Source organism: Staphylococcus pasteuri (assembly GCF_003970495.1).
In the GTDB taxonomy this organism is placed as follows: domain Bacteria; phylum Bacillota; class Bacilli; order Staphylococcales; family Staphylococcaceae; genus Staphylococcus; species Staphylococcus pasteuri.
The window spans coordinates 15,877-37,857 of record NZ_RXWW01000022.1 but is presented as its reverse complement, the minus strand read 5'-3'; the positions used below and the strand labels follow the sequence as shown (position 1 = coordinate 37,857).

Sequence of the window (21,981 nt, the reverse complement as noted above, 5' to 3'; positions counted from 1 at the left end):
TAAACAAAAATATAAAACTCTAACCCTAAGCCCAAACATAATTATAGCCTGAGACATTTACTTATGTCCCAGGCCTTTAACTATATTATCTAATTAATTATAACTAGTTTAATCTTATTCAGAAATGTAAGTAGTTAACGTACCAATATTATCGATAGTTACTTTAACTTCATCACCAGGTTGTAAGAATTTTGGAGGTTGCATACCAGCACCAACACCAGCTGGCGTACCAGTAGCAATAATATCTCCAGGATGTAAAGCAACGTATTTAGAAATTTCTTCGATTAATTCGTCAATTTTTAAAATCATTTCACCTGAGTTACCATCTTGACGAATTTCATTGTTTACTTTAGTAACAATATTAACGTTTTCAGGTGTAGGTAGTTCATCCTTAGTTACGATGTATGGTCCCATTGGGCAACCACCTGTTAAACTTTTAGATAAGAATGCTTGGTCGTGGTTATTTTGGGCATTACGGTCAGTAATATCATTGATAATTGTATATCCATAAATATAGTCTAACGCTAATGCTTTAGGAATTTTCTCTCCTGATTTACCAATTACAATACCTAACTCGCCTTCATAATCTAATTGATCAGTAATATCTTTGTGATTTGGAATTGTTGCTAAATCACCTGTTAATGATGATGCTGCTTTAGTGAAAACATATAATCGTTGTACTTCATGGTTTAATTCACTTGCATGATCTTCATAGTTACGACCAAATGCGATAACGTTATTTGGTGGAGTAACCGGTGGTAAAAATTCAATATCATTAAATGAAATTTTATAATCTTCAGCTTTACCGCTATCTTCAGCAGCTACAACTGCTTTACGTACTTGTTCTTGGAAATCTAACGTTTGGTTTTGTTGTAATCCTGCTAATAATGTTTTCGGATGAAAATCACTTTCTGCAAAATCTGCAAATACTAATGTTAAATCCCAAACAGCATCTTCACGTTTAACTTTAACACCATATGAAGTTCTGTCATTATGCTTGAATGATAAAAATTTCATTCATAATCAACTCCTCATCTATATCTTAATACATATTATAACTGTTATGACCATGAAATAACAAATATATAAGTAAGAAAATTAAGAAAGTTTCTACATATTCGTTTTTTCAAATTATCCGTAAGTAAGAGTATCTTAATTGTCATCAATTTCTAACATGCCAAATTTAAAGAAATATAAATAACCTTTGACCTTAGTTTGAAGAATCGTTTCTAATGTATTGCGGTAATACTTCATCTGTATGCGATACTTATCTTTCAATTGTTGACCGATTTCTTCATCTGTCAATCCTTTTCGACGGTTAAAAGCATCTGTCTTATAATCTACAAAATAATATTGTTTATCTTTAACATATATTAAATCAATCATCCCCTGAATAATTGAAACGTCTTCATCTTTCAGTTCTAATTGGTCAACTTTAGATTGATTCACAACAAAAGGTAATTCTCTATAAACTTGATCAGCGTTTGCTATTTCTAAATACAAATTACTATTTATAAAACGCATAATTTCTTTATATCTAATATCTTCTTTTGCATCAGATTCAATGATATTTTTATCTATAAGCTGATTGATATATTGATCTAAATCATCTTCAGTCATTCTTTCTTGGTTAAATGGTAAATGTTGCATTACTGTATGCATCAATGTACCCACTTCATTCGCTTTGCGTTTTCCTTGTTGACTTAAAAATTTAGGACGTTCATATGTTGAGACACCTATTCTATACTGTCGCACTCTGTCATAGTTAGTCCCACTTTCTTCCGTTTCAAGTTGACGTTTTAATTCTGATACAGATTGTTTTGACGGTTTTTCAGTGTCGACTAAATAAGGATATTCGAAAGTTAACTTGTCTTTTATTTTAGCTTTAACATCTTCGTTTCCACTTTGATACATTTCAATATCTTCTATACTTCTATGTTCTTGATCAGTAGTTGCAATCTCTGTAGAAATATCTTCGAAATGATCAATAAATAATGTCACTCTTGGTTTTACATTACTATCCAATTGTTCAACATCTTTTTCAAATTTTTGATCATTTGTAATACTAGACGATTGATATTTTGATAATATGCTATAAATCATTGTAAATGGATTAGATGCAGTTAAACGTTCATTAACAGCGATATGATTTCCCGAAATAGGCAATCTTTCTAGTTTATCTAATTCCTTTTCATCTTTAATTCTACCTATTAATATCAATTGTTCCTTGGCTCTTGTTAATGCTACATAGATTAAACGCATTTCTTCAGAAATCATTTCTTTTTCATTAATTGCAGAATAAGCGACTGAAGACAACGATGGATAAGCAATATCTTTTTCTACATCAAAGTAATCCATCCCTAATCCATATTTCTGATTCAAAACAACTTGTCCTCTTAAATCTGTTTTATTAAATTTCTTAGATAAACCAGAATATATGACAAATGGAAACTCTAAACCTTTACTACTATGAATTGTCATCATACGTACTACGTTATCGTTTGGCCCTACAATATTTTCTTCACCAAAGTCTTTACCTCTATCAATTAGCTCATCTATAAATCTAATAAATTGATACAATCCACGGAAACTGGAGTTTTCAAATTCAATAGCCTTATTAAATAGTCCATATAAATTTGCTCTACGTCCTCTACCACCTATTAAGCCACTAAAATATTGAATAACAAAATGATCGTTATAAAATTTATCAATTAATTGATAAACCGGATAACGTTGGCTATATTCTTGATAGTGTTGAATATCATCTAAAAAGTGTTTTAACTTTTTAACTAACTTTTTATTAGCAACATCATTATTAATATATTGGTGAATTGATTGATAAAAATAATCATCATTAGGACTAAATACACGAATATTTGCTAATTCATCTTCTGTAAATTGATAAATAACTGAGCGCATTAATCCAACCAAATAGATATCTTGTAACGGATTATCAACTGTACGTAAAAACGATAATATAAGTCGTACTTCTGTCTGTTCGAAATAACCTTCTCTACTGTTCACGTGAAATGGAATATCATTATCTTTAAAAGCTTGCTGTAAATTACGCGCTTGACCATAACTGCGTTCTAATATAACGATATCTTTATATGTCGCAGGTCGATATGAATTAGATTTCATATCATATACTTTTTTATGGTCTAAAATGTCTTTAACTTGCTCAACTATATAATTAGCCTCTTGTTCAGTACCAGTTAAATCACTATCTTCAGAACTCGCTTCAACCATTGTACGTAATTCTACATTATGATTAACATCGTCAAATGGCGCACCATAATATAATTGTGCCGCTTCATCATAAGTAATTTCTCCTACTTCTTCATCTATCATGTGTTTAAATAGATAGTTTGTCGTTGATAATATTTCTTTTCGAGATCGGAAGTTTTGAGACAAATCTATACGCATACCTGCTCCTTGTCCTTCGGTATTAAAACGGTTATATTTTTCGATAAATAAACTTGGATCGGCCTGTCTGAATTTATAAATCGATTGTTTAACGTCACCAACCATAAATAAATTCCCATTAGATTCTTCACCTGTTTTGATACAAGATAAAATCTTCTCTTGAACACGGTTGGTATCTTGGTATTCATCAACCAATATTTCAGAAAAATGTTGACGATACATTTCAGCAATTTGTGAAGGTGAACCATCTTCATTAGTTAAAATTTGTAAGGCAAAATGTTCATAATCCGCAAAGTCTAATACATTTCTTTGGCGTTTGTGTTTCCCAAATTCATTGATAACATCTTTCACAATATCCGATAAATATGAAACTCTTGGCGCTAACAATTGCATATCATGTTTCAAATCTTCTGCAGTTCTTGAGAAATAATCACTTTTAACTTTAGTAATCATATCTTTATATTTAGTGTACGCAGCTTTCGCATCTTCTAATGCATCTACCATCATGGCATTTTCTTCTTTGATTTTTGCTGTTATAGCTGGAAATCTACTTGCAAATTGATGATTTATAAGCGTTTCAATTTGTAATGTATCATTTTCAAATAATTGACTCATAAATCGTCGTTCTGATTCTATGACTTCTAACTGCTTATCTACACTTTCCATCATTGAAAATAACTCATAGCTTTTTTCAAGTGATTCTTGCGCAGCATTTATAAAAATCATTGCCAAATCATTTAATAATTTTAATAACTCATCTTGTTGTGATTCATCCATATATGGCGTTGAAAGTTGATTTAACCATTCTTGAGGATTCGGGTTTGCAATACTAAAGAAATAAAGTTGTTTAATTACACTTCTAAATTGTGTATCACTACGGTCATTTGATAATTGTTCAGTTAAATCAATAAATTCTGGTTTCAAATAATCATAATGTCGCTCTAACACTTCATCAATCGTTTGTTCTAAAAGTAAGATATTTTCTGCTTCACTACTCGTTCTAAAATTAGGATCAATATCTAGTACGTCATAATGTTGTTGAATTAATTTCAAACAAAAACTGTGTAAAGTGGAAATCTGAGCTTGATGTATTTTGATACGCTGATTTTTCAAGTGTTCATTATTTGGATCTTCAATCGAAGCTTGTTGAATACGTTGGTCAACTCGATGTTTCATTTCTCTTGCACTTAAATTAGTAAATGTCACTACTAGTAAACGGTCTACATCAATTTCATCTCTTAAAATACGTTGAATAATTCTTTCAACCAGTACAGCTGTTTTACCAGAACCAGCAGCTGCAGCTACTAAAATATCTTGACCTTTGGCATAAATACTGCGCCATTGTGCATCTGTCCAAATAACATCTTGTGGTTTCGTAGGTATCATTCAGTTCCACCTCCATTTTCTTCCATTTGTTGAATCGCTTCTATTGGATTAATGGACTCATCAACAGTGCGATATCTTTTACTATCTATCATGCCATCTACATGACAAACAGATTGGTAACTACAATATTGGCATGGCAATGTTTGTTTATATTTGAGTGGTGCTACTTCTGTATGTCCATCCATAATATGACTTGCCGTTTCAATAAAATTCTTTTTATTATGTTCTATAAATTTGTAAATAGTGTTTTCATCTGCAACCTGACTACTAGCTTTATTTATTGTTCCTTTAGCAGTTAAACCAACTGGCACAATATCAGATTTGAATTTAGGTTCTAATCTAATATCTAAAGCATCTAACACATTTTCATCACTATTAACTAATCCACTCATCTTAAATTTATTAATGTGCTCTTTTTCTAATTTTTCTTGATCAATTTCTAACCAATTTTTCAATTTGAGTCTTGGTTCATGAACATGGAAGTATAGTAAGCCACCTGGTTTAACGATATCTGTTAAGCCTAATCTTTCTTGGTTTTGTAATACGATGTCCATATAAGTCATCATTTGCATTTGTAAACCATAGTAAACTTTTGTTAAATCAAGTGTTGCACTATTTTTTGATGATTTATAGTCAATGATATTAACGTAACTTTGATTTTCTTTTGTATAAGTATCTATTCGGTCAATTTGACCACGTATATTAATAGGAACACCTTGTGTAGTTGTTAATGATTTAGCCATCAATTCTTCATCAGATTTAGGTGATTTACGGAAGCCCGTTTCAAATTGTTGTGGTTTGAATTTCGTATAGTCTCCTTGATATTTCAAAGCACTTAAAGTTGTTTCAACAATTGCGCCTATTCTTCTGGATAAATAACGATAATAAGCTGATGAATTTAATAGATTAAATTGAACTTTAGGTAAAATTTGTTCAAGCGCTTCTGATGTTAATGTTTTGATTTTTTTCTGATCAAGATGTTTAAAGTCTCCATCTATACGATCAGATATATATTTCAATACAGAATGGAAAATATCACCTAAATCAAAGTTTTGTAGTTCATATTTTGTTCGCTCATTTAATCTTAAACCATGTGAAGCAAAATGTTTAAATGGACATTGTTGATACCCTTCGAATCTAGATACACTCGCATTAATCGTTTTACCGTATAAATCCTGTGCCAGTGTTTCACTAAGCTGCTTCGTCTCATTATCGTAAGTTAACGAAGTGATTAAATAATCCAATCCCTCATTAAGACGCTCATCGTCACTCATTACTTGATATGCATCAAGCCATGTATCTGCTACAATTTCTTCATCTAACCAAGCTCTTAGTGACTCAAACAAATTAATTTTTGTTTGATGAACATGCTCAATTAATGAAATAGGATGTTCTTGATGCATTTGATGAATATTTATTACATCTAAATTGTCATAAATATCTTTTATTTGTGCTAAAAATGGACTCATTTCTTTTTCATCACCTGATGATCCCATCAAGCTATATGAAAATGTAACTCTATTTGTTGCACGAGTCATAGCAATATAGCATACAAATGCTTCATCCATTTGTAAGATATCTGACGTTGGGCTTAATTCTATTTGAGCATTTTGTTCGAATAATTTTTTCTCATCATCACTAATTAAGCTTGAAGAAGAAATAGGTTGAGGCATAGAACCATCATTCATACCGACAAGATAGATATGCTTTTTATTATCTACTTTAGCTAAATCCATCGTACCAATGCTTATTTGATCAAGTGTTTGAGGAATCATCACAAATTCTAATTGTTCTAATCCAATATCAAATACTTCTAAAAAGCGAGTTAATGTCATGCTTTCATGTTCAAACACAGTTACCAAATCATCTAGTATTTGAATTAAACCATTCCAAATTTGATCAATTTCTTCAGCTTCTTCATGGTAACCATCATTATCTAAAATATCTCGTTGTGTCATTAACTGATTGGGTAATTCAAAATATTCCATACTTTCATAAAATGCAGTAGCAAACTCACGAACTGTGTTACCTTCATTCATTGCTTGTTCAAAATGAAGAATTTTATCAATCACATCATTTTTTAATTTAACAACTTGTTCGAATGTCTCTCTTTCTTCTTGTGTAAGTTGATGTTCTTTACGACCCATTTTTCTAAAATTATCTACATTAAATAAATCGTCATCTAACCATCTTTTTCCATAAATACCACGTTCTATAGCAAAATTTTCTAATAAATCTATTAGGTGTGTACTATTTTTATATTGGTTAGTCAGCACATCTGTTTTCAATAAACGCATCATTGCATTGATATGCCAATTAGTTTGGATTACTTCGATTAGTGAACGAATCATTTCCATAATAGGATGATGTGTCATTGAACGTTTTGTATCTATGTTAAAAGGAATTTGATATAGCGGTAAAATAGATTCAAATAAATCGGCATATGATACGTCTCGATATAAGATTGCAATATCTTGAAATCTCAATTGGTTATCACGTGTATCTTTAAGAATTTGTCTTGCAATTTCATTAATTTCTTCTCTCATACTTGAAGATTCAAGAATATCGATATGCCCCTGATTTTGTTGAGGCGTTAGTTGTAATGCGTCGAATTGGGATTCTAAAGCTTTTAGATCATTATGATTAAATCGATAGACTTCATTGAAAAAACGCTTTTGAAGTTGGATATGTAAATCTTGAGTAATCTCTTCTAAATGATTTAAAACTTCAGATGGCTTTCTAAATAAACTGAAAGCATCTTGATTATCATCAGTAGTTAATAATACCGTTACTTTTTTAGCATTTCTTACTAATGCTTGAATCATTTCGTATTCAAGAGTTGAAAAGTTATGGAAACCGTCTATGTATATTTCTGAGCGTTTTAGCCATTCAGATTTATCCATTTGTTCGATAAATTTTCGTAACGAATCTTCAACTGTAATAAAATTGCCGTGAGTTCGAGACTCAAATTGTTTATATATTAAAGAAATATCTTCTAATTTATGTTTAGTTCTGGTTTGAATATCGTGTGTATTTAGAAATTCATCAATATGTTCAGGTAAGACAGAATATTTTTTAAAATCTTGAATTTGTTCGGCTAATTTCTCACTAAACCCAAAGTATTTGGCTTGTGATTTATATAATTTCATATCTGATTGATATTGTTGTACTAAATGATAAATCATCATTTCAGTTGCCGCTTTAGATAATCGTTGTTCCGTAAATCCCCCAACTTCTTGGAACACTCTATGGCTTAATCTTTCAAAGTGAAGTACCTCTGTTCTCAAACTTCCATTTAATGTTGAATCATTAACAAATGCTTGTTCAAATTGAAAAGTACTTTGAGTTGGAGCGATTAAAATAATTGGATCACCAAGTGGGTCAGTTTTCATTTTATCTTTAATTTCATTAACCATAGCTGTAGACTTCCCTGTCCCAGCTCTCCCTATATATGCATTTAATTCCATAACAACCCTCACTCCTTTGACAACATTTTAACATGGGAGCGGGACAGAAATAACATTTTTACAAAATTTATTTCGTAGTCTCGCCCCGGCAAGGTTGACTAAGTTAGTAAAGTATCACTACTATTTATAATAGTTTAGTGATACTTACACATTAGCTTTAGCTAAAGTGTTCAACTAAGGATTACATGAGTTAACACTCATGCATAAGTAATTCTAATTTCTAAAGAAAAAGAATTACTTTATCAGTCAACTACTGCCAATTTGTAACTTATTTCTATTTTTTAAGTTCACTTCATTTTCACAGAATTACATTATTGAACCTAATAGCTATCACTATTAGGTAAGTCATACTAATTTGTTTTACAAAAAGTATGACTTTCCGTTATACATATTTATTCATTAATATATCTACACAATTTTACACACAAAAAGCGATAGACTTAGCGTCTATCGCTTTCAAAATTAATTTTTAGTATTATCTGGATTAAAGTTAGCTTTAAATTCATTTAATGGCCAGAATCTGAATGAAACTTTACCAACAATTTGATCTTTATTAATCAAACCAAATGAACGACTATCTTTACTTACTTCACGATTGTCCCCTAATACTAAGTATTTACCTTTAGGGATGACATTTGATTTAGGGTTAGCATTAGGTAAATCTTTCACTTGGAAAGTACCAGTAATATATTCAATCTGTTTTCGTTTCTCATTATAATTTAAATAAGGTTCATCCTGTTTCTTACCATTTATATATAATTGGTCTTTTTTATATTCTACCTTATCTCCTGGAGTACCAATAACACGTTTAACGTAGTCATCTTTTTTATTAGCATGGAAAACAATGACGTTACCTTTTTTCACATCGCCAATTTTATAACCCATAATGTTTACGCCAACACGTTCCCCATCTTTTAATGTTGGATCCATTGAGTCACCTTTAATTGTATAAGGTTGACCAACAAAATCCTTTATAAACCATACAAGCAAAACTGCTATTGCGATGGCGACAATCCATTCTATAATTTCCTTTTTCAAATTACACACCTCTTATATTCATTTAAAGTCTCTCGTAAATGCATCAAACGGATAATATTTTACACTTACATCACCAATAATATTACTTTTATCAATTAGACCATAACGTCTTGAGTCTGATTTTACACTATCGTTATCATTTAATACAAAATAGTGTTTGGGTGAAATGATATCTCCATCTGAATGTTTCATATTTCTTAACGAAACATTATTCAAATCTCTATTTTTAGCGTACTTATCTTGAACTACTCTATCGTCTCGATAAAGCTTGTTATTTCTAATTTCAATAGATTGTCCTGGTTTCCCAATTATTCTACTAAAATGGATTCGTCCATTATCTTTATACATCACTATATCACCAGTATCTAATAAATTAAATGTGACTTTAATTTTATTAACAATCAATCGGTCACCTTCATTTAATGTAGGTGCCATACTTTGATCCTGTACAACAGCACCTCTGATGATAAATGTTTGAATGAACATTACAATAATAATCGCAAATATTAAGGAAATCAAATATTTAATAACAGTTTTCAACTTTTCACTCCTTAGTAGAGCCCATAAAATGTTTTTCTACCTTTTTACTTACAAACCAAAGTAAGACAAATAATAATAACGTCACAATAGCTCTTATCGGATTAGTGAAAATCGTCGTTACCTCTCGACCCATTATCCCTAATACAGTTATGGAAATCAATTTAGATAATGTTAAAACGATAAAATAATACTTTGTTTTAATATGTGAAAGACTTGCTACCACATTAATCAATGTATTTGGCGTAAATGGAAAACATAATAAAATAAATAGTGGTATTAAGCCTTGTCTATCTATAAAACTAATTAATCTTTGTACTGACTTTTTAGTTTTGAATTGTTTCATTTTTTTAGTATTGACTAACCTTTTAAAGATTAAAAACATTGTAAATGTACCTGCTACAATGCCTAGCCAACAAATTATAATGCCTACGACCGCACCATATGTATGCATAATTAAAATGACATAAAGCGTTAAGGGTAAAATGGGAATGATTGCTCTAAAATATATTAGCACAAACCCAGGAATATATCCGAATTGCCGAAATAAATCAAACCATTCTTCTAATTGTTCAAACGACAAAACATCAAATCCTTTCTTGGTAAACATTACCTTATTTATTATAGTTGTAATTATAGTATTTTGAAATAGCAATCTTCTTTTAAAGCAATAAATACATCTGAAGTTTGAGAAAACAAAACCACTTTACAACATGAAAGGCTAGGACAAGTTAGTCCTAGCCTTATAATTATAACATTTATTTATTATAAAATATATTTTTTATAGATTATAGACGTGCTTCAAGATCTTTTTTCATTTCTTCAAATCCTGGTTTACCTAATAATGCAAACATATTTTGTTTATATGCTTCAACACCAGGTTGATTAAATGGATTTACGCCTAATTGATATCCACTCATAGCACAAGCTAATTCGAAGAAGTAAACAACATATCCAAATGTTTCTTCATCTAATCGAGGAATATTAACAACGATATTAGGAACTCCACCATCAGTATGTGCTAATAATGTACCTTCAAATGCTTTAGTATTTACCTCATCAATTGTTTTACCAGCAAGATAATTTAATCCATCTAAATCATCACTATCTTCTTCAATTGTAAGATCATGTTTAGGATTATTAACTTTAACAACTGTTTCAAATAAGAAGCGACGGCCTTCTTGAACATATTGTCCTAATGAATGTAAATCTGTAGTATAGTTCGCGCTTGAAGGATAAATGCCTTTAAAGTCTTTACCTTCAGATTCACCGAATAATTGTTTCCACCATTCATTGAAATATTGCATAGAAGGTTCATAGTTAATTAACATTTCAGTAGTGTAGCCTTTGCTATATAAAAGGTTACGGATTGTAGCATATTGATAAGCAATATTCTCTTCTAATTTATCTGAAGATAATTCTTCACGTGCTTTTGCTGCACCAATCATCATTGCCTCAATATTAATACCTGCAGCTGCAATTGGTAATAAACCAACGGCTGTTAATACTGAATAACGTCCACCAACATCGTCTGGTACTACAAATGTTTCATAACCTTCATTTGTAGCTAATTGTTTTAAAGCGCCTTTTTTCTTATCAGTAGTAGCGAAAATACGTTTTTTAGCTTCTTCTTTACCATATTTATTTTCTACTAATTGTTTAAATAAACGGAAAGCAACTGCTGGTTCAGTTGTTGTTCCTGATTTTGAAATGACGTTTACAGAAAAATCTTTATCTGCTAAATAATCAACTAATTCTTTTGTATAACTAGAAGATAAGTGATTACCTACAAATACAATTTCAGGATAGTCATTATTTGTTCTGAATGAAGAAGTAAGCATTTCAATAGCGGCACGTGCACCTAAATAAGAACCACCGATACCAATAACAACTAATACATCAGAATTGGCTTTAATACGTTTAGAAGCTTCTACAATTCTTGAAAACTCTTCTTTATCATAATCAACAGGAAGATCAACCCAACCAAGGAAATCTTTTCCAGCGCCAGTACCTTCATGTATCGTTTTGTGTAATGTTTTCACGATATCTTTTTGTTGTTCTAATTCATGTTCTCCAAAAAATTCTAAAGTCTTACCATAATCTAATTGAATATGAGTCATCTAAAAAGCCTCCTATGTTTTTACTACTTTAATTCTACTAAGTTTATATTTGCTATTCAATTCACAAGTCTCCTTTTTACTATTAAAAATGAACTTTCAGTGTCATTTCAGTTTCCAAATGTAATCTCTTATCAATACAATATGCATTTTTCTAAAAATTTAATAACTTTAATAATTCTTTTATATCAGCATATATTAAAGATAATATTGAAAACACCTCATCTATTAAATGTATATTTATGTAGTTTTATGGTTTATTTTTCATTAGCAGTCTGTTATGATGAATTTATATTAAAATTCTGAAAATAATTTGAGGTGTAAATATGAAAGAGAAAATTGTTTTAGCATATTCTGGAGGATTAGACACAAGCGTAGCAGTACAATGGTTAATAGATAAGGGTTACGATGTTGTAGCATGTTGTTTAGATGTTGGAGAAGGAAAAGACTTAGATGTTGTACATGAAAAAGCGTTAAAAATGGGCGCAGTAGAATGTCATATTATTGATGCTACAAAGGAATTTAGTGATGATTATGTAAGTTATGCTATTAAAGGTAATTTAATGTATGAAAATGCATATCCATTAGTATCAGCATTATCACGTCCACTAATTTCTAAAAAGTTAGTAGAAATTGCTGAAAAAACAAATTCAGTCGGTATTGCTCATGGATGTACTGGTAAAGGTAATGACCAAGTACGTTTCGAAGTCGCAATTAAAGCACTTAATCCAAAACTAAAAGCATTTGCACCTGTAAGAGAATGGGCATGGAGTCGTGAAGAAGAAATTGATTATGCAATCAAACATAATATTCCAGTATCAATTAATCATGATTCTCCTTACTCAATTGATCAAAATTTATGGGGTAGAGCTAACGAGTGCGGTATCTTAGAAGATCCTTATGCTGCCCCACCTGAAGATGCATTTGATTTAACGAATGCACTTGAAAATACACCTGATGAATCCGACGAAATTATTCTTTCATTTAAAAATGGTATACCTGTTCAAATAGATGGCAAAGATTATGATTTAGACGATTTAATCCTTTATTTAAATCAATTAGCTGGTAAACATGGTATTGGTAGAATTGACCATGTTGAAAATAGATTAGTCGGCATAAAATCAAGAGAGATTTATGAAACACCTGGTGCAGAAGTGATTTTAAAAGCTCATAAAGCACTTGAAACAATTACTTTAACTAAAGACGTTGCACACTTTAAACCAGTGATTGAAAAGCAATTTTCTGAACAAGTATATAATGGTTTATGGTTCTCACCTTTAACTGATAGCCTAAAACAATTTATTGACAGTACACAACAATATGTCGAAGGAGATGTAAGAGTTAAATTATTCAAAGGCAATGCTATCGTAAATGGTAGACAATCACCTTATACTTTATACGATGAAAAGTTAGCTACTTATACAAAAGAAGATGCGTTTAATCAAGAAGCAGCTGTCGGATTTATCGATATTTATGGTTTACCAACGCAAGTTAATTCTATGTTACATGGAGGCTACAGTAATGAGTAAAAAAGCTTGGGGAGGAAGATTCGAAGCTCAACCAGAAGATTGGGTTGATGACTTTAATGCATCAATTGATTTCGACAAAAATTTAATAGACCAAGATATTCAAGGTAGCATTGCACATGCAACAATGCTCGCTAATCAACATATTATTAGTCAAGATGATGCCAAAACCATTATAGAAGGCTTAAAAGAAATCCAAGTAGATGCGCATCAAAATAAAATTGAATTTAAAGCATCGCTAGAAGACATTCATTTAAACATTGAACATGAGCTAATTCAACGTGTAGGAGAAGTTGGCGGTAAACTTCATACTGGTAGAAGCAGAAATGATCAAGTCGCTACTGATATGCATTTATACACTAAAGAAGAAGTTCTAGAAATTATTGAATTAATTAAATCATTGCAGCAAACGATATTAAAAATTGCTAATACCCATATAGACACAATTATGCCAGGTTATACGCACTTACAACGTGCTCAGCCGATATCTTTCGCGCATCATATTATGACTTATTTTTGGATGTTAGAGCGTGATAAATCTCGATTCCAAGATAGCATCAAAAGAATCGACATCTCCCCTCTTGGTGCTGCAGCATTAAGCGGAACAACACATCCTATTGATCGTCACGAAACACAATCACTGCTTAATTTTAGTGCTATATATGAAAATAGTTTAGATGCTGTCAGTGATCGTGACTATATTGTCGAAACACTGCATAATATTTCATTAACTATGGTTCATTTATCAAGATTTTCTGAAGAAATTATTTTCTGGTCCACTGATGAAGCAAAATTCATTACGTTATCAGACGCTTTTTCTACTGGTTCGTCTATTATGCCTCAAAAGAAAAATCCAGATATGGCAGAATTAATTAGAGGTAAGGTGGGTCGTACAACAGGTCATTTAATGAGTATGTTAGTTACACTTAAAGGCCTACCATTAGCTTATAATAAGGATATGCAAGAAGATAAAGAAGGTTTATTCGATGCTATCCATACAATTAAAGGTTCACTCAAAATTTTCGATGGCATGTTAGATACGATGACTGTTAATACTGATCGTCTTAATGAAACAGTTACAAAAGACTTTTCAAATGCAACAGAATTAGCTGATTATCTTGTAAGTAAAAATGTACCATTTAGAACTGCACATGAGATTGTTGGAAAAATTGTATTAGATTGTATTAATAACGGTATTTATTTACTCGATGTGCCTTTAACAGATTATCAATCCTATCACCAGAGTATAGAATCTGATATTTATGATTATCTAAAACCAGAAAATTGTTTAAAACGACGTAAAAGTTATGGTTCGACTGGTCAAGATGCAGTTAAACATCAACTATCAGTTGCTGAAAAATTATTAAAATCATAAGTTATTTTGTAGGAAGTCGTTCAGAATTATAAAGTTTTAGCCTGAGACATTGCTTTGTTTTAGGCTTTTTCATTTTGCGTAGACACCACTTTTTTATATTTATACTTAATAGTTTACCAACTTTTAAAAATAAACATTATATTGTTATACAACTTATAGTATAATTGATAAGTATTTTAAAATTATTGGAAAGGTCATATTATGTATAAATTTCTAAAAGCTGTCTTATTATTTATTTTAGTATCTACAATTTGTGTATTTATTTATTCAAAGTTTCAACCAACAATTGATGCAAAAAGTTCTAAAAAACATTGGTTATCCAACCCTACAAACGAAAAATTTGTAACTATCGCTCATAGAGGTGCAAGTGGTTATGCACCTGAACATACTTTTAATTCTTACGATAAAAGCCATAAAGAAATTGGTGCTTCATATATCGAAATTGATTTACAAAGAACGAAAGATGGACAACTTATAGCTATGCATGATGACTCAGTAGATCGTACAACCAATGGGTATGGTAAAGTAAAAAATTTAAACTTATATCAAATAAAGCAATTAGATGCTGGAAGTTGGTTTAATAAAGCAAATCCTAAATTAGCTAAATCAGAATATATAAATGCCAAAGTCCCTACTTTAAATGAGATACTTACTCGCTATGGTAACAAAGCAAATTATTACATCGAAACAAAATCTCCTGATGTTTATCCTGGAATGGAATCTCAACTATTACAAACACTTAAACAGCATGGTTTATTATCCAAGACATCTTTAAAAAACGGTCACGTTATGATTCAATCATTTTCTGAAGAAAGTTTGACAAAAATACACAAGTCTAATCAAAATGTTCCCCTAGTTAGATTAATCAAAAAGCATCAGCTACAACATTTAACAGATAAAGATCTTAAACATATTAAAAGTTATGCAACTGTAATTAGTCCTGAATTCAGTGACTTAACTCGTTCTAATACTTCTCACATCAAAGATTTAGGATTTCTTATCCACCCATTTACTGTTAATGAAACTGCAGATATGAAAAGATTAAATGGCTATGGTATTGACGGTGTTTTCACCAATTATCCAGATAAATACAAAAAGGTATCACATTAATTTATTACAAAGGGAGCGGGACAGAAATAATATTTTCTCAAAATTTATGTCGTTGTCCCACCCCGGCAAGGTTGACTAGAGTTGAAAAAAGCTTGATACAAGTGCATTTTCAATTCAGTCAACTACTGCCTATATATAATTGTAGCCTGAGACATTGATTTATGTCCCAGGCTGTTTTTATGTAAAATTACAGTTAAACTTTAATGATATTTTGAAGAATGTATTAATTTTTTTAGAGTTAATTAATTATTCAGTAAATTCTATTTCTAGTATTTGGAAATATTGTCATGATAGTGATAACACACTTATTGAAAGGATGTTATTACGATGAAAATAAACAAATGGGTTTTCGCAAGTGTTGCAACTGTATCTTTATTAGGTATAGCTAATCCTGTATATGCAAGCGGTAATGGACAAACTAATAATGGTCAATATGATCAGCAATCCACACAGTCCTCTTCAAATCAAAATCAATCAACAAATTGGCAAAAAAACCTAACCGGAGAAGCACATACTACAATTGCGCATAGAGGTGCAAGCGGATATGCACCCGAACATACATTCAATTCATATGATAAAAGTCATAGAGAATTAGGTGCTTCATACATAGAAATTGATTTACAAAGAACGAAAGATGGGCATCTTGTAGCTATGCATGATGAAACTGTTGATCGTACTACAAATGGACATGGTCGTGTTGAAGATTATACTTTAGACGAATTAAAGAAACTTGATGCTGGTAGTTGGTTCAATAAACAACACCCTAATTTAGCTAAATCAGAGTATAAAAATGCTAAAGTTCCTACTTTAGATGAAATTTTAAGTCGCTATGGTAAAAATGCTAATTATTATATAGAAACAAAATCACCAGATGTCTATCCAGGTATGGAAAATCAATTAATTCAATCATTAAATAAACATGGTATGCTGACAAATCAATCCCTTAAAAATGGTCACGTCATAGTTCAATCATTTTCTGAACCGAGTTTACAAAAAATGAAACAATTAAGTCCTAATATCCCATTAATTCGTTTATTAGATAAAGGAGAACTAACATCTCAAACTGAATCAGACTTAAAACGAATCAAATCATATGCTATTGGTGTAGGACCAGAATATACAGATTTAAACGAAAACAATACAAAACATTTAAAAGATTTAGGTTTCCTCATTCATCCATTTACTGTTAATAACGAAACAGATATGCAACGTCTAAATGATTATGGTGTTGATGGTGTGTTTACCAACTATGCTGATAAATATAAAAATATAAGTCACGAATGAAATATATGAAGAATATAGGGTATATATTAATAATATTCATATATTAAAAAGGCAGTGAAAAAATGGCAACAAGCGAAGAAACATTAAATCAATTTTTGGATCATTTAAAAGACGATCATATTACTACTCGTAAAATGATGGGAGAATATATTATATATTATGATAAGGCAGTCGTTGGCGGTTTGTATGACAATCGTTTACTAGTTAAAGCTACAAATTCTTCACTAAGTACATTACCTAATTATGAATTAGTAGAGCCTTATCCTAATGCCAAAAAAATGATACATTATCCTTTTACGGAAGATAGCGATATGATTTTAAAAGTTTTATCCCAAATTAAAAAGGATTTAACATAATTAATCAAAAAAACATTCACTCAATTGTCTTTGAGTGAATGTTTTAATTTAATTTAAAATTATAACAATTTGTGTTTATGCCCAACCACGGTAACGTGCAGCTTCAGCAGTACGTTTAATACCAACGATATAGGCTGCTAAACGCATATCAATTTTTCTATTTTGTGATAATTCATAAATAGTATCAAATGCTGTGATTAATTTTTCACGTAGTTTTTCATTAACTTCTTCTTCTGTCCAGTAATAACCTTGATTATTTTGAACCCATTCGAAGTAAGAAACTGTTACACCACCAGCACTTGCTAACACGTCTGGTACTAATAATACACCACGTTCAGTTAAAATACGTGTTGCTTCTGGAGTAGTTGGACCATTTGCTGCTTCAACTACGATACTTGCTTTAATGTCATTAGCATTATCTTCAGTAATTTGGTTTGAAATTGCAGCTGGAACTAAAATATCGCAATCTAATTCAAATAATTCTTTATTTGAGATTGTTTCTTCAAATAGATTAGTAACAGTACCGAAACTATCTCTTCTATCTAATAGATAATCTATATCTAAACCATTAGGGTCATGTAGCGCGCCATAAGCATCTGAAATACCTACTACTTTAGCACCTAAATCATATAAGAATTTTGCTAAGAAACTACCAGCATTACCAAAACCTTGGATAACAACTTTAGCATCTTTAATATCCATACCTTTACGTTTAGCTGCTTGTTCGATACCTATAACTACGCCTAATGCAGTTGAGCGGTCACGACCTTCAGAGCCACCTAATACAATTGGTTTACCAGTGATAAATCCAGGTGAATTGAATTTATCTAACGCACTATATTCATCCATCATCCAAGCCATAATTTGTGAGTTTGTAAATACGTCTGGTGCTGGAATATCTTTGTTCGGCCCTACAAATTGTGAGATAGCTCTAACATAGCCGCGTGATAAGCGTTCTACTTCGTGAATACTCATTTGACGAGGGTCACAAACGATTCCGCCTTTACCACCGCCGTATGGTAAATTAACAATACCGCATTTTAATGTCATCCACATTGATAAAGCTTTAACTTCTTCTTCATCAACATCTGGGTGGAAACGTACGCCCCCTTTAGTTGGACCTACAGCATCATTGTGTTGTGCACGATATCCAGTAAATGTTTGAACAGTTCCATCGTCCATACGAACTGGTATACGTACTTGTAACATTCTTAGTGGTTCTTTGATAAGGTCGTACATACCCTCATCAAAACCTAATTTATGCAAAGCTTCTTTAATAATTCCTTGAGTAGAAGTCACTAAATTATTATTCTCAGTCATGATCCTTTTCGCCTCTTTTTTAACTAATGATTTCGCTTTCATTCATTATTGTAACACAACTTTATCCTTTTTAAAGGGGTTACAAAATGATTGTTACAACTTTTTGAACTTATTGAAATACTTGTTTAATTTTTTCAATAGCAATGTCTAATTCTTCTTTAGTAATCACAAGTGGTGGTGCAAATCGAATAACTGTTTCATGTGTTTCTTTACATAATAAACCTAATTCTTTCAATGATTCACAGTATGGTCTTGCATTTTCAGTTAACTCGATTCCGATAAATAATCCACGTCCGCGTACTTCTTTGATAGATGGATGTTCAATTTTTTGTAATTCTGATTTAAAGTATTCACCTAGTTCTAATGAACGACCAGGTAAGTCTTCATCTACAATGACATCTAAAGCTGCTAATGACACAGCACATGCTAATGGATTACCACCGAATGTTGATCCGTGAGAACCTGGTGTAAATACATCTAACACTTCTTTGTCAGCTAATACAACAGAGATTGGTAATACACCGCCGCCTAATGCTTTCCCTAAAATATAAACATCTGGTTTAACATTATCCCAATCAGTAGCAAATAGTTTACCAGAACGACCTAAGCCAGCTTGAATTTCGTCGGCAATAAATAAAATATTGTGTTCATCACAAAGTTCTCTTATAGCTTTTAAATAACCTTCTGGAGGAACATTAATACCAGCTTCACCTTGAATTGGTTCAACTAAAATAGCTGCAGTATTGTCAGTAATAGCTGCTTTTAATTTTTCAACATCACCAAAATCAACTTTGCGGAAACCATCAAGTAATGGACCATATCCTCTTTGATATTCTGCTTCAGATGATAATGATACTGGAGCCATTGTACGACCATGGAAATTACCATTAAATGCAATAATTTCAGCTTGGTTTGGTTCGATACCTTTTACATCGTAAGCCCAACGACGTGCTGCTTTTAATGCTGTTTCAACAGCTTCAGCACCTGTGTTCATTGGTAATGCCTTTTCTTTACCTGATAATTCACAAATTTTCTTATACCATTCGCCTAAATTATCACTGTGAAAAGCACGTGATACTAAAGTGACCTTTTCAGCTTGGTCTTTAAGTGCTTGAATAATTTTAGGATGTCTATGACCTTGGTTTACTGCTGAATAAGCAGATAACATGTCCATATATTTATTACCTTCAGGATCTGTCACCCATACACCTTCCGCTTCTGAAATTACAATCGGCAGTGGCACATAGTTGTGAGCTCCATAATGATTTGTTAATTCAATGATTTCTTCTGACTTAGTCATAATATCTCCCCTTTGTTTAATAAATATTAAAGCTAATTACCAATATCATAACTGATTTTTACCGGCTCTCAAACTGTTTATACAAATATATTTCAAAATTTTCTAATTATAAAGATTAGTTGAGATTTTCTATTAAAATGCTCAAGAAAATAGGATCAACTTTTAGTTTTGAAAGCCCTTACAAATATAATGACACAAGCCTACTATGTTGTACAAGTAAAAGTTTAAAAATTCATCATTATATATAATTTTAAGTTTTAAAAACATTGTGATATCAGTATTATTAGTATATTTTTCATCTGAAAAATTATGATAATTTTCTTTTTGTTTCTATATAAAAAACTAGGATGATATCAATTGGTTTTTGATATCATCCTAGTCATTTAAATATTATTTATCTTTTCTTGGTAATGGATAAAAGCCTTTATTAAATTGTTCCCATAAATTTGGTGGTAATTCATGATTATCTTCACGTTCAGGATCAAAGTTATTAATAATTTCTGATTCTCGACCTTCTTCAATTTTACTTACAAAGTTATAATCTAGAAGTATCTCACGACCTAGTGCAACTAATTCTACACCTACATCTTCAATAGCATTTAAAGCATCATCTGCTGTAAATACTGAACCTATTCCTATTAAAGGCATACGTCCATTAATCCATTTATGAATTAATTTAAGTCTATTTTGTCCTTCGTATTGACCTTCACGTGTTTTAGAATAAACGTCCATAAGAGATACATGTATATAATCAATATCTTTTTTAGTAATTGAATTAATTAATTCTTCTGTGATATCCATTGTAATACCAGGAGATTCTGCTTCTTCTGGTGATAAGCGATAACCTACGATAAAGTCATCTGAAGCATGTTCTTTTTTAGCTTTTAAAACTTCATCAATAACAGCATTAGGGAATTTTAAGTTTTCTGCCCAAACATCGTTTCTTCTATTATAGTAAGGAGAAACGAATTGATGAATTAAATAGTGGTTAGCACCATGTATTTCCACACCATCAAATCCTGCTTCAATAACACGTCTTGTTGCTTCACCAAAATCTTTAATAGTTTGTTCAATTTCCTCAGCGCTCATTTCTCTCGCGTCATGTTCTTCTTGTTGTCCAAAACTTTTTAATGAGATTGGGCTTGGTGCAACGACATCACCATTAGGTGTTAAATTAGGCAAAGCTTGTGCACCACCATGATGTATTTGAACTAATGCTTTTGCACCATTCTTTTTCATTGCTTGTGCTAATTGTTTTAGTCCTTCTATATCAGAGTCATGTGCTACTGAAGGTTGTCCAGGGAATGCTTTACCCACATCATTTACATTACTAGCTGCATTAATTACAAGTCCTACATCTTTAGAACGTTTTTCAATATAAGGTAATTCAACATCAGAAATGGTTCCATCATCGTTTGAAGAAACATGTGTTAATGGCGCTAAAACAAAACGATTTTTTAGTTCTACACCATTACGTAATGTTACACTCTCAAACAATCGATTATATTTACTGTTCATATATTTAACCTCCACATTTAATAATACATGCGACTATATCACGAAATATATGTACGCTCTATTTTTTTGCTTACAGTCATACACAAAACTTTTCAGTTTATTCATACTATGATTTTTAAGTTGTACTATTTATCAAATACAAAATAAAAACGATAACTTCCAATATTTATTGGAAATTATCGTTTCTATAAGTTCTCTATACTTTTGAAATATAAAGAATT

Annotated in this window: 15 protein-coding genes; 5 read left to right on the top strand and 10 right to left on the bottom strand. The window is 31.1% G+C overall.

Features of this window, described 5'->3' with window-relative positions:
- Positions 1-114: 114 nt before the first annotated feature.
- From CD121_RS03205 to CD121_RS03175, 7 genes are all read right to left on the bottom strand, one after another.
- Positions 115-1,017, bottom strand: a complete 903-nt coding sequence (locus tag CD121_RS03205; RefSeq protein WP_017637413.1) for a fumarylacetoacetate hydrolase family protein — start codon at positions 1,015-1,017, stop codon at positions 115-117.
- A 135-nt stretch (positions 1,018-1,152) separates the two neighbouring features.
- Positions 1,153-4,812, bottom strand: a complete 3,660-nt coding sequence (addA, locus tag CD121_RS03200) for a helicase-exonuclease AddAB subunit AddA (RefSeq protein WP_126567435.1) — start codon at positions 4,810-4,812, stop codon at positions 1,153-1,155.
- The gene (gene addB, locus CD121_RS03195) at positions 4,809-8,279 is read right to left on the bottom strand and encodes a helicase-exonuclease AddAB subunit AddB (RefSeq protein ID WP_126567434.1); all 3,471 of its coding nucleotides are present in this window, start codon (positions 8,277-8,279) and stop codon (positions 4,809-4,811) included. Before addB ends, addA begins: the two co-directional genes overlap by 4 nt.
- Before the next feature lie 462 nt (positions 8,280-8,741).
- On the bottom strand, positions 8,742-9,317 hold the full coding sequence (gene lepB / locus CD121_RS03190) for a signal peptidase I (protein ID WP_017637416.1): 576 nt from the start codon (positions 9,315-9,317) through the stop codon (positions 8,742-8,744).
- A gap of 18 nt (positions 9,318-9,335) precedes the next feature.
- A complete protein-coding gene (lepB, locus tag CD121_RS03185; protein ID WP_126567433.1) occupies positions 9,336-9,857 on the bottom strand; it encodes a signal peptidase I in 522 nt (173 codons plus the stop codon).
- Between the two features lie 4 nt (positions 9,858-9,861).
- Positions 9,862-10,437, bottom strand: coding sequence for a TVP38/TMEM64 family protein (locus tag CD121_RS03180; protein ID WP_017637418.1), 576 nt, complete (start codon positions 10,435-10,437; stop codon positions 9,862-9,864).
- 205 nt (positions 10,438-10,642) lie between these two features.
- Complete coding sequence (locus tag CD121_RS03175) at positions 10,643-11,974, bottom strand: glucose-6-phosphate isomerase (RefSeq protein ID WP_029055583.1); 1,332 nt, start codon at positions 11,972-11,974, stop codon at positions 10,643-10,645.
- A gap of 323 nt (positions 11,975-12,297) precedes the next feature.
- Between CD121_RS03175 and CD121_RS03170 the strand changes: the two genes are divergently transcribed.
- The 5 genes from CD121_RS03170 (at position 12,298) to CD121_RS03150 (ending at position 17,622) form a co-directional block, all read left to right on the top strand.
- Positions 12,298-13,500 (top strand): argininosuccinate synthase, encoded by a 1,203-nt coding sequence (locus CD121_RS03170; RefSeq protein ID WP_046466509.1) that lies wholly within the window; start codon positions 12,298-12,300, stop codon positions 13,498-13,500.
- Positions 13,493-14,872, top strand: coding sequence for an argininosuccinate lyase (gene argH / locus CD121_RS03165; protein WP_108016850.1), 1,380 nt, complete (start codon positions 13,493-13,495; stop codon positions 14,870-14,872). The genes CD121_RS03170 and argH overlap by 8 nt, the downstream gene beginning before the upstream one ends.
- A gap of 201 nt (positions 14,873-15,073) precedes the next feature.
- Positions 15,074-15,982, top strand: a complete 909-nt coding sequence (locus tag CD121_RS03160; protein WP_126567432.1) for a glycerophosphodiester phosphodiesterase — start codon at positions 15,074-15,076, stop codon at positions 15,980-15,982.
- A gap of 381 nt (positions 15,983-16,363) precedes the next feature.
- Positions 16,364-17,266 (top strand): glycerophosphodiester phosphodiesterase, encoded by a 903-nt coding sequence (locus tag CD121_RS03155; protein WP_427704023.1) that lies wholly within the window; start codon positions 16,364-16,366, stop codon positions 17,264-17,266.
- A 62-nt stretch (positions 17,267-17,328) separates the two neighbouring features.
- Positions 17,329-17,622 (top strand): TfoX/Sxy family protein, encoded by a 294-nt coding sequence (locus tag CD121_RS03150; RefSeq protein ID WP_046466505.1) that lies wholly within the window; start codon positions 17,329-17,331, stop codon positions 17,620-17,622.
- Between the two features lie 75 nt (positions 17,623-17,697).
- Here the strand turns inward: CD121_RS03150 and CD121_RS03145 are convergent, their stop codons facing one another.
- The 3 genes from CD121_RS03145 to CD121_RS03135 form a co-directional block, all read right to left on the bottom strand.
- On the bottom strand, positions 17,698-18,942 hold the full coding sequence (locus CD121_RS03145; RefSeq protein WP_126567431.1) for a Glu/Leu/Phe/Val family dehydrogenase: 1,245 nt from the start codon (positions 18,940-18,942) through the stop codon (positions 17,698-17,700).
- Positions 18,943-19,051: 109 nt separating this feature from the next.
- On the bottom strand, positions 19,052-20,242 hold the full coding sequence (locus tag CD121_RS03140) for an ornithine--oxo-acid transaminase (RefSeq protein ID WP_017637427.1): 1,191 nt from the start codon (positions 20,240-20,242) through the stop codon (positions 19,052-19,054).
- A 390-nt stretch (positions 20,243-20,632) separates the two neighbouring features.
- On the bottom strand, positions 20,633-21,760 hold the full coding sequence (locus tag CD121_RS03135) for an NADH-dependent flavin oxidoreductase (RefSeq protein ID WP_126567430.1): 1,128 nt from the start codon (positions 21,758-21,760) through the stop codon (positions 20,633-20,635).
- Positions 21,761-21,981 lie beyond the last annotated feature (221 nt).

Coding starts and splice junctions, on each gene's coding strand:
- CD121_RS03205 (WP_017637413.1), bottom strand. CDS start 1,017: ATGAAATTTTTATCATTCAAGCATAATGACAGAACTTCATATGGTGTT.
- addA (WP_126567435.1), bottom strand. CDS start 4,812: ATGATACCTACGAAACCACAAGATGTTATTTGGACAGATGCACAATGG.
- addB (WP_126567434.1), bottom strand. CDS start 8,279: ATGGAATTAAATGCATATATAGGGAGAGCTGGGACAGGGAAGTCTACA.
- CD121_RS03175 (WP_029055583.1), bottom strand. CDS start 11,974: ATGACTCATATTCAATTAGATTATGGTAAGACTTTAGAATTTTTTGGA.
- CD121_RS03170 (WP_046466509.1), top strand. CDS start 12,298: ATGAAAGAGAAAATTGTTTTAGCATATTCTGGAGGATTAGACACAAGC.
- argH (WP_108016850.1), top strand. CDS start 13,493: ATGAGTAAAAAAGCTTGGGGAGGAAGATTCGAAGCTCAACCAGAAGAT.
- CD121_RS03160 (WP_126567432.1), top strand. CDS start 15,074: ATGTATAAATTTCTAAAAGCTGTCTTATTATTTATTTTAGTATCTACA.
- CD121_RS03150 (WP_046466505.1), top strand. CDS start 17,329: ATGGCAACAAGCGAAGAAACATTAAATCAATTTTTGGATCATTTAAAA.
- CD121_RS03145 (WP_126567431.1), bottom strand. CDS start 18,942: ATGACTGAGAATAATAATTTAGTGACTTCTACTCAAGGAATTATTAAA.
- CD121_RS03140 (WP_017637427.1), bottom strand. CDS start 20,242: ATGACTAAGTCAGAAGAAATCATTGAATTAACAAATCATTATGGAGCT.
- CD121_RS03135 (WP_126567430.1), bottom strand. CDS start 21,760: ATGAACAGTAAATATAATCGATTGTTTGAGAGTGTAACATTACGTAAT.